This window comes from Cellulomonas sp. IC4_254 (assembly GCF_011603975.1).
GTDB lineage: Bacteria > Actinomycetota > Actinomycetes > Actinomycetales > Cellulomonadaceae > Cellulomonas.
This window is the reverse complement of the sequence record NZ_JAANNB010000159.1, coordinates 1-9,315: the sequence shown is the minus strand read 5'-3', so window position 1 is coordinate 9,315 and position 9,315 is coordinate 1. Positions and strand designations below refer to the sequence as shown.

General features: G+C 76.6%; 10 protein-coding genes. All 10 read right to left on the bottom strand.

Annotation, left to right across the window (positions count from 1 at the left end; translation table 11 throughout):
- The coding region (locus tag G6556_RS14380; RefSeq protein WP_346774918.1) for a PH domain-containing protein at window positions 1-621 on the bottom strand (621 nt) is incomplete at its 3' end.
- Window positions 618-1,178: a PH domain-containing protein gene (locus G6556_RS14375; RefSeq protein ID WP_166942748.1), complete on the bottom strand. Its 561-nt coding sequence runs from the start codon at window positions 1,176-1,178 to the stop codon at window positions 618-620. The genes G6556_RS14375 and G6556_RS14380, both read right to left, overlap by 4 nt.
- A 118-nt stretch (window positions 1,179-1,296) precedes the next feature.
- Complete coding sequence (locus G6556_RS14370) at window positions 1,297-1,794, bottom strand: DUF3180 domain-containing protein (RefSeq protein ID WP_166942732.1); 498 nt, start codon at window positions 1,792-1,794, stop codon at window positions 1,297-1,299.
- Entirely contained in the window at window positions 1,794-3,164 is a 1,371-nt protein-coding gene (gene folK / locus G6556_RS14365; protein ID WP_166942729.1) for a 2-amino-4-hydroxy-6-hydroxymethyldihydropteridine diphosphokinase, read from the bottom strand. Before folK ends, G6556_RS14370 begins: the two co-directional genes overlap by 1 nt.
- Window positions 3,161-3,979: a dihydropteroate synthase gene (gene folP, locus G6556_RS14360; protein ID WP_166942753.1), complete on the bottom strand. Its 819-nt coding sequence runs from the start codon at window positions 3,977-3,979 to the stop codon at window positions 3,161-3,163. The genes folK and folP overlap by 4 nt, the downstream gene beginning before the upstream one ends.
- 119 nt (window positions 3,980-4,098) lie before the next feature.
- Window positions 4,099-4,701, bottom strand: coding sequence for a GTP cyclohydrolase I FolE (folE, locus tag G6556_RS14355; RefSeq protein WP_346774917.1), 603 nt, complete (start codon window positions 4,699-4,701; stop codon window positions 4,099-4,101).
- Window positions 4,702-4,703: 2 nt separating this feature from the next.
- Window positions 4,704-6,731: an ATP-dependent zinc metalloprotease FtsH gene (gene ftsH / locus G6556_RS14350; RefSeq protein ID WP_166942726.1), complete on the bottom strand. Its 2,028-nt coding sequence runs from the start codon at window positions 6,729-6,731 to the stop codon at window positions 4,704-4,706.
- A 129-nt stretch (window positions 6,732-6,860) separates the two neighbouring features.
- Window positions 6,861-7,415 (bottom strand): hypoxanthine phosphoribosyltransferase, encoded by a 555-nt coding sequence (hpt, locus tag G6556_RS14345; protein ID WP_166942722.1) that lies wholly within the window; start codon window positions 7,413-7,415, stop codon window positions 6,861-6,863.
- A complete protein-coding gene (tilS, locus tag G6556_RS14340; protein WP_166942719.1) occupies window positions 7,412-8,566 on the bottom strand; it encodes a tRNA lysidine(34) synthetase TilS in 1,155 nt (384 codons plus the stop codon). Before tilS ends, hpt begins: the two co-directional genes overlap by 4 nt.
- 1 nt (window position 8,567) lies before the next feature.
- Window positions 8,568-9,315: zinc-dependent metalloprotease (locus tag G6556_RS14335; RefSeq protein WP_166942716.1), on the bottom strand; the 748-nt coding region annotated here is incomplete at its 5' end.

Below are 9,315 nucleotides of genomic sequence, written 5' to 3'. Positions count from 1 at the left end.
GTGCAGGCCGGCGGCGCGCGCGAGCAGCTCGGCGCGCAGCTGCTCCGCCTCGGCCTCCCGGAGGAACGCGAGCGACACCGCGGACCCGGCGCCGCCGGCGACCTCGAGCCGCAGCTCCGACAGCCCGATGATCCGCGCGAGCAGCGGCTGCACCACGTCGACGGCCTGCAGCCGGTCCAGCCGGGCCTGCCGCTGCTGCCGGAACACCACGCCGGAGCGCAGGTGCACGGCCTCGTCGGTCACCGCGAACCGGGTCATCCGCCAGGCGATCGCGGAATACCCGAAGCCGATCAGCGCGACCACCACGACCAGGCCCGCGATGACGAGCCACGCGCGGCCGCCGAGCCACTCGGCGAGCTGCCGGACGTCGTCCGCGGCGTTCCACGCGATGACCGCGAGCACCGCGGCGAGCACCTTCCAGCCCTTCACCGCGGGGGTGACGGGGTGCATCCGGCGCCAGGCGAGGTCGTCGGCGGGCGGCGCGGGCTCGGCGACGGGGGTCGCGGCGGACGCGGGTGCGGGTGCGGGTGCGCCGGGCGCGGGCGCGGCACCCGCGGGCACCGGGCCCGGTGCGGCCGCGGGCGCCGGGCCGGCCGCGGGCAGCGGGCGGTCCTCGGTCACAGCCCCGCCAGCCGGGCCTCGCCCCGGGACGCCAGCTGGTCGCGCAGGCGCGCGGCCTCGGCCGTGGGCAGGCCGTCGATCGAGGCGTCGGTGCCGGGCGAGGCGGTGTGCAGCTGGACGGACGCGATGCCGAGCTTGCGGGCGAGCGGCCCGGCGGTGACGTCGACGTACTGCATGCGCCCGTAGGGGACGACGACCATCGAGCGGAACAGGATGCCGCGGCGCAGCAGCAGGTCGTCGGCGCGCTCGGCGTAGCCCATCGCGCGCACCTGGCGCGGGACGAGCCACCCGACCCACGCGACGAGCACGGCCACCACGGCGGCGGACAGCCACACCCAGATCGACCCGGTGAGGACCGCCACGACCACCAGGACCAGCAGCGGGACGCCCAGCCAGGCGAGCGCGACCACCAGGCGGGCCGAGGCCAGCCGCGGGGACACCGGGGTCCAGTCGACGCCGGCGGGCTCGAACGGTTCGCTCTCCCGCACCGGGGCGGCCCCGGGGTCGGGCGCGGCGTCGGGCTGCGGGTGGGCGGCGGCACCCTCGGGCGTGCTCATGCGCACCATCCTCGCATCGCACGCCGACGCGGCGCCCAGGACCTCGGCACACGATCGGCCCGGCCACCCGGCGGCTCGCCGTCCTCCGCGGTGGGCCCGGCCCCGGCGACCGGCGGGCTCAGCCCGCGGCGGCGTCCGGGGACGCGTCGCGCGGCGACCCCGGCGGCTGCTCCGGGTCGTCGCCGGGCGGGATGCGGCAGATCCACTCGACGACCAGCCCGGCGGCCGCCAGCAGCAGGGCCCCGAGCACCGCCAGCCCGGCGCTCAGCGCGCGGTCCCGCTGCGCCTCGATCCCGAGGTCGCCCAGCACGTCCAGCACCTGCGCGGCGTACCAGCCGGCGAGCAGCGCCCCGGTGTAGCAGGACGCCTTCGCGAGCACGGCGGTGCGGGCGGCGCGCATCGGGTCGAGCGTGGGGTGCCTGCCACGCAGGTACTGCCGGACCGACCAGCCCATGGCGAGCACCACGGCGGCGATCAGCACGAGCACGCCGACCATCAGCCACGGCACCTGCGGCAGCACGACGCCCCGGCTGCCGAGCGCGCGGACGACCAGCCAGCCGACCGCCGCCGCCACGACGGCGATCAGCACGAGGGTGCGGACGCGGGTGCGCTGCATCAGGGGTCCTGCCGCCCGGTGGGGGTGCCGCCCAGCGGGTCCGCCCACGCGGGCCCGCCCAGCGGGTCGCCGCCCGGGTCGGACGGGACGCCCGGGTCCGCGTCGGCCGCGGCCGCCCCGCCCGGGTCGGGCTGCGCGGCCGGCACCGGCGCGGTCAGCCAGTCGAGGGCGAGCCAGCGCACCCCGTCGCGGTCCGGGGCGGTGGCGGCGAGCTGCGCCACCGGGCCGCCGCCGAGGCCGTGCAGCACAGCGTCCGGCTGGACCTGCGCCCACGGCTGCAGCACGAAGGCGCGCTCGTGGGCCCGCGGGTGCGGCAGCTCGAGGTCGTCGGTCACGGCCGAGACGTCGCCGTACACGATGATGTCGACGTCCAGCGTGCGCGGCCCCCAGTGCACGAGGCGCTCGCGCCCGTGGCGGCGCTCCACCTCCGACGTGGCGCGCAGCAGGTCGCGGGGCGAGAGCGTGGTGCGGGCGATCAGCACCGCGTTGAGGAAGTCGGGCTGCTCGGGGCCGCCGACGGGCGCGGTGCGCGCCAGCGCGGACACGTCGAGCACCTCCAGGCCGGGCACGGCCGCCAGGTCGGCGACGGCGTCCCGCAGGGTGTGCTGGGCCGCGCCGAGGTTCGACCCGATGGCCAGCACGACCTCGACCGGGGCGTCCGGGGCGGCGTCCATCGCGTCCTGCACGAGCTCGGCGTCGACCACCTCGTCCTCGGCCTCCCAGGCGTCAGCAGGGGGGCTCGGCACCGGCCCGGACGGTGCCGCCGGCAGCTCGAGGTCGTCCAGCACGGGGCCGGGCAGCGCCGCGGCGGCCAGCGGCAGCACGGCGGTGGCGTCCGGCGCGTCCGGCGCGGCGGGGCCGGCGGGCACCTCGAGCGGGGCGGCGTCCGCGGCGTCGAGGGCGGGCCGGGCGGCGGACTCCGGCAGCCAGCGCGGCGCGTCGTCCGGCACCGGCTCGGCGGCGGGCAGCCAGGTCCGGTCGCGGCGCACCTCGACCACCACGTCGCCGAACGGCACGGTGATCGGCGCCTGCGGCTTGTGCACCGCCACGTCGACGCACTGCACCTGCGGGTGCGCGAGCACGGTCGCGGCGATCCGCTCCGCGACGGTCTCCACCAGGTCGGCGGGCTCCCCCGCGAGCACGGTCACCACCTGCTCGGCGAGCACGCCGTAGTTCAGCGTGTGCCGCAGGTCGTCGGTCGCCGCGGCGCGGCGGGTGTCGAGGTGCGCGACCACGTCGGCCACGAACGTCTGCCCCTCGCGGCGCTCGTGCTCGAACACCCCGTGGTACCCGGTCGCCGTCACGCCGACCAGCCGGATCCGGTCCAGCCGGTGGCCGTCGCGCCCGGGCACGTCCGCCTCGTCGCTCATCCCTCGTCCTCCCCGGACGGCGCCGCCGCCCTCCACCGGGCCGCGACGCGCACCGCGTCGGCCGTCCCCCGTACCTCGTGCACCCGCACGCACCACGCGCCCGCGGCCGCGGCGAGCGCGGACACCGCCGCGGTCGCCGCGTCCCGCTGCTCGGGCGGCACCGGCACGCCGTCCTCGCCGGCCAGCAGGTGGCCGAGGAACCGCTTGCGGGACGCGCCCACCAGCACCGGGAACCCGTCGGCGACCAGCTCGGGCAGCCGGGCGAGCAGCGGCCAGTTGGCCGAGCCGGGCTTCGCAAACCCGAGACCCGGGTCGAGCACGACCTGGTGGTCGGCGACCCCGGCGGCGCGCAGCTCGGCGACCCGGTCGGCGAGCTCGCGGCGCACGTCGGTCACCACGTCGTCGTACTCCGCCAGCGCGTCCATGACGTCCGCGTGCCCGCGCCAGTGCATCGCCACGTACACGACGCCGGTGCGGGCGACGACCTCGCGGATCTCGGGCTCGGCCAGGCCGCCGGACACGTCGTTCACCACGACCGCGCCCGCGGCGACGGCGGCCTCGGCCACCTCGGCGCGCGTCGTGTCGACGCTCACCGCCGCGCCGCGTGACGCGAGCTCGCGCACGACGGGCAGCACCCGGTCCAGCTCCTCGGCCACCGGCACCCGCGCGGCACCCGGCCGGGTGGACTCGCCGCCGACGTCGAGCAGGTCGGCGCCGTCCGCCAGCAAGGACAGGCCGTGGGCCACGGCGGCGTCGGGGGCGAACCAGCGCCCGCCGTCGGAGAACGAGTCGGGCGTCACGTTCACCACCCCCATGACCAGGGTCCGGCCCGTGCGACCGGCGGCGGTCAGCGCGGGCGGGAGCGGCGAGGGGGGACGCACGCCCGTCAGCCTAGGCGGTCGGCGGGGGCGCACGGGAACGGGCTCCGCACCCCTCAGCGGCCGAGGACGAGGCTCATGGCCTCGGCCCGGGTGGCCGGGTCGCGCATCTGCCCGCGCACCGCGGAGGTCACCGTGCGGGAGCCGGGCTTGCGCACGCCGCGCATCGACATGCACAGGTGCTCGCACTGGACGACCACCAGCACGCCGCGCGGCTGCAGCACCTCGACCATCGCGTCGGCGATCTCGCCCGTCATCCGCTCCTGCACCTGCGGCCGCCGCGCGTAGACGTCGACCAGCCGGGCGAGCTTGCTCAGGCCGGTCACCTTCCCGGACTGGCCGGGGATGTAGCCGATGTGCGCGACGCCGTGGAACGGCACGAGGTGGTGCTCGCAGGTGGAGTACACCTCGATGTCCTTGACCAGGACCATCTCCTCGTGACCGATGTCGAAGGTCGCGCTGAGCACGTCGTGCGCGTCCTGGCGCAGCCCCGCGAAGATCTCCTGGTACGCCCGGGCCACGCGGGCCGGGGTGTCCCGGAGCCCCTCGCGGTCCGGGTCCTCGCCCACCGCGAGCAGCAGCTCCCGGATCGCCGCCTCGGCGCGCGCGGCGTCGTAGGGCGGCACCTCGCGGCGCCGGCCGCGGCCGTCGGCCGCCACCGTCAGGCGTCCGGGGTCTGGCTCGGCGGCACCTCGACCGCGACGGCCGCGGGGTGCTCGTCCTTGGCCGCGGCGGCCTCGTCCTGCGGGACGACGGCACCGTTGTGCTCGGCCTTCTCCTTCGGCGTCAGCACCGGCGGGCGGTCGGAGACGGCGCGCTGCTCGCTCGACAGCCAGACCTCGCGCGGCGGACGCTTGGTGATCGGCTCGAAGATGACCGCCAGCTCCTGCTGGTTGAGGGTCTCCTTCTCCAGCAGCTCGAGCACCAGGTGGTCCAGCACGTCCCGGTACTCGACGAGGATCTCCCACGCCTCGGTGTGCGCGGCGTCCATGAGCTTGCGGACCTCGACGTCGACCGTGCCGGCCACCGTCTCGGAGTAGTCGCGCCCGTGGCCCATGTCGCGGCCCATGAACGGCTCGCTGCCGTCGGTGCCGAGCTTCACGGCGCCGACGCGCTCGCTCATGCCGTACTGCGTCACCATCTTGCGGGCCGTGGCGGTGGCCTTCTCGATGTCGTTGCTCGCGCCGGTGGTCGGGTCGTGGAACACGAGCTCCTCGGCCACCCGGCCGCCCATGGCGTACGCGAGCTGGTCGAGCAGCTCGTTGCGGGTGGTGGAGTACTTGTCCTCCGTGGGCATGACCATCGTGTAGCCGAGCGCCCGGCCGCGGGGCAGGATCGTCACCTTGGTCACCGGGTCGGTGTACCGCAGCGCCGCCGCCACCAGGGCGTGGCCGCCCTCGTGGTACGCGGTGATCTTCTGCTCCTTGACCTTCATCACGCGGGTGCGCTTCTGCGGGCCGGCGATGACGCGGTCGATGGCCTCGTCCAGCGCGCGGTTGTCGATGATCTGCGCGTTCGACCGGGCGGTGAGCAGCGCGGCCTCGTTCAGCACGTTGGCGAGGTCGGCGCCGGTGAAGCCGGGCGTGCGGCGGGCGACGGCCTGCAGGTCGACGTCGGTCGCCATCGGCTTGCCCTGCGCGTGCACCTGGAGGATCCGCTCGCGGCCCTTGAGGTCCGGGGCCTCGACCGACACCTGCCGGTCGAACCGGCCGGGGCGCAGCAGCGCGGGGTCGAGGATGTCCGGGCGGTTGGTCGCCGCGATGAGGATGACGTTCGTCTTGACGTCGAAGCCGTCCATCTCGACCAGCATCTGGTTGAGGGTCTGCTCGCGCTCGTCGTGGCCGCCGCCCATGCCCGCGCCGCGGTGCCGGCCGACGGCGTCGATCTCGTCGATGAAGATGATCGCCGGGGCGTTCTGCTTGGCCTGGTCGAACAGGTCGCGCACCCGGGAGGCGCCGACGCCGACGAACATCTCGACGAAGTCCGAGCCGGAGATCGAGTAGAACGGCACGCCCGCCTCACCCGCGACCGCGCGCGCCAGCAGGGTCTTGCCGGTCCCGGGCGGGCCGTACAGCAGCACGCCCTTGGGGATCTTGGCGCCGACCGCCTGGAACTTCTCCGAGTCGGAGAGGAACTCCTTGATCTCGTGCAGCTCCTCGACGGCCTCGTCCACGCCGGCGACGTCCGCGAACGTGACCTGCGGCGTCTCCTTGGTGACGAGCTTGGCCTTCGACTTGCCGAAGGACATCACCCGCGAGCCGCCGCCCTGCATCGACGACATCAGGAACCAGAACAGGCCCAGGATGATGACGAACGGCAGCACGAGGGTCAGCAGGCTGCCCCACCACGACTGCTGCGGGACGTCGGAGGTGTACCCGCCCGACGGGTCCGCGTCCGCGATGGCCTCGACGACGGTCGGCCCCTGCGGCACGACGTAGTAGAACTGCACGTTCTTGCCGAGGTTCTCGTCGTCCTTGACGAAGTCCTCGGACAGCGTCAGGTCGACCCGCTGGGACCCCTCGGTCACCAGGGCCTGCTCGACCTTGCCGTCCTTCAGCAGCTCGAGGCCGTCGGAGGTGTCGATCCGCTGCACGCCGGAGGACATGAAGGCGCTGGCGGCGATCCACAGGATCACGACGGCGACGATGATCCACAGGACGGGTCCGCGGGTGAGGCGCTTGAGTGTCATGGGCAGACGGGGGCAGGCCCCCTCGTCCCTCCGGTCGCAGGGGTGGAGTCTTCAGAAGTTACACGCCGAACCTGGTGGCACGGCCCGTGTTCGCCCAGGGCTGGACGCGCCCCCGCGCGGCCGCCGGGATCAGGACGAGTAGACGTGCGGCGCCAGGGTCCCGACGAACGGCAGGTTGCGGTACTTCTCCGCGTAGTCGAGGCCGTAGCCGACGACGAACTCGTTCGGGATGTCGAAGCCGACGTACCGGACGTCCACCTCGACCTTGGCGGCCTCGGGCTTGCGGAGCATCGTCGCGATCTCGACCGACGCCGGGCCGCGGCTGCGCAGGTTCGCGAGCAGCCAGGACAGGGTCAGGCCCGAGTCGATGATGTCCTCGACGATGAGCACGTGCCGGCCGGTCAGGTCGGCGTCCAGGTCCTTGAGGATCCGCACGACGCCGGACGACTTGGTGCCGGAGCCGTAGGACGACACCGCCATCCAGTCCATCGCGAGCGGGGTGCTGATCCGGCGCGCCAGGTCGGCCATCACCATGACGGCGCCCTTGAGCACGCCGACGAGCAGGATCTCCCGGCCGGCGTAGTCCTGGTCGACCTGGGCCGCGATCTCGTCCAGGCGGGTGCCGAGCTGCTCCTCGGTCAGGAGCACGCGCTCCAGGTCCGCGCCCATGTCCTCCACGTTCACCGCTGCGGGTCTCCCTCGTCGTCCGGCTCGGCGGCCCGGCGCTGCGCCCGGACCCGCGCGGGCACGACGTCGCCGGGGTCGGTCGACGGGGGTGCTGCGCGCAGCGCAAGCCTGCCACACGCACGGGACGCCGCGACGCGCCCGGGCAGGTGCACGGGCCCCTGCCCGCGCCAGGCGGTGACGAGCGCGGCGAGCGCGGCGACGTGCGCGCGGGTGACCGACCCGGCGGGGGCGCCGGCGCGGACCGCGGCGGACCGCAGCGCGCGGTGCCGCAGCGCGGCGGGCGCGGCGGCGAGCACCGCGGCGTCGAGCAGCACGGCCCCGGCGCCGGCCGGGTCGGCCGGGTCGGCGAGGTCGGCGGGCGCCCCGGCCGCGGCCGCCTCCGCCCGCGCGAGCAGGTCCGCCGCGAGGTCGTCCAGGGCGTCCGCGTCCTCGCGCAGCAGGTCCGCCGAGCGCGCCAGCGCCGCGGCGACCCCCGGACCGAGCTCGCGCTCGAGCACCGGCAGCACCCGGGCGCGCACCCGCGACCGCGCCGGGGCGCCGGCCTCGCCGTCGGCGGGCGCGTTCGTCGGGTCGTGCCAGGGGTCGAGCCCGAGGGCCGCGCACGCGGCGACCGTCTCGGCGCGGGACACCGCGAGCAGCGGCCGGCGCAGCAGCCCCCGCGCGGCCGGCATCCCGGCGAGCGACCGCGCCCCGGAGCCGCGCGCCAGGCCGAGCAGCACGCCCTCCGCCTGGTCGTCCCGGGTGTGCCCGAGCAGCACGGCGGCGGCACCGAGCCGGGCGGCCTCCGCGTCCAGCGCCGCGTACCGGGCGTCCCGTGCCGCCGCCTCCGGCCCGCCGGGCCCCGAGGCGTCGACGGCGACGACCACGACCGGGTCCAGGCCGAGCGCCCGGCAGCCGGCCGCCGCCCGCTCCGCGACGGCGGCGCTGCCCGGCTGCAGGCCGTGGTCGACGACGACGGCGCCGACCCGCCACGCGGCCTCGCCCCGCCGCACCCGGGACGCCGCGACGAACGCCGCCGCGGCCGCGAGCGCCAGCGAGTCCGGGCCGCCCGAGCAGGCGACGAGCACCCGTGCGCCGGCGGGCAGGTCCGCGAGCGCGGCGTCCACGGCGCCGCGGACGGCCGCCACGGCCGGGTCCAGCCGGGCCACGTCAGCCGTGCACCCGGCGCACCCACGCGGCCGGCTCGGCGATCTCCGCGGCCGTCGGCAGCGCGTCCGCCGACGCCCACACCGCGTTCAGCCCGTCGGTGCCGACCCGGCGGCGCACCGCGCGCACGAACGCCGCCCCCTCGCGGTACTGCGCGAGCTTCACGTCCATCCCGAGCACCGACCGCAGCGCCCGGCGCATCCCGCCGGTGCCGGCGGCGCCGTCCCGGCGGGCCTCGAACCGGCGCCGGATCCGCCGCACGGACGGCACGACCGAGCGGCCGACGGCGTCCATCGTCACGTCGGCGTGCCCCTCGAGCAGCGCCATCACCGCGCCGACCTCGTCGAGCACGACCCGCTGCCGGGCGTCGAGCAGGTCGAGCAGCGACCGCGGCCGCCGCGCGCGACCGGCGGGGTCGGCGGCGTCGGCGGCGTCGGGGGCACCGGGTCCGTCGGCGTCGTCCCGGGTGGCCCACGGCCACCGCGACCGCGACCCCTCGTCCGCGAGCAGCACCCGCAGGCGGGCGGTCAGGTGCTCCACCAGCCAGGGCGCGGACGCGAACTGCTGCGCGTGCGTCTGCTCGTGCAGCGTGACCCAGAGCCGGAAGTCGACCGGGTCGACGCCCAGGGCGCGCTCCACCGCGAGGACGTTCGGCGCGACCAGCAGCAGCGTGCCGCGGCCGCCCCACGGGTCGTACTGGCCCAGCACCGAGCCGGACAGCAGCCCGAGCACCGCGGCCACCTGGCCGGCC

Excerpts from the sequence above, each read along its gene's own strand:
- G6556_RS14375 (WP_166942748.1), bottom strand. The coding sequence starts at position 1,178 with ATGAGCACGCCCGAGGGTGCCGCCGCCCACCCGCAGCCCGACGCCGCG.
- folK (WP_166942729.1), bottom strand. The coding sequence starts at position 3,164 with ATGAGCGACGAGGCGGACGTGCCCGGGCGCGACGGCCACCGGCTGGAC.
- G6556_RS14370 (WP_166942732.1), bottom strand. The coding sequence starts at position 1,794 with ATGCAGCGCACCCGCGTCCGCACCCTCGTGCTGATCGCCGTCGTGGCG.
- folP (WP_166942753.1), bottom strand. The coding sequence starts at position 3,979 with ATGGGGGTGGTGAACGTGACGCCCGACTCGTTCTCCGACGGCGGGCGC.
- ftsH (WP_166942726.1), bottom strand. The coding sequence starts at position 6,731 with ATGACACTCAAGCGCCTCACCCGCGGACCCGTCCTGTGGATCATCGTC.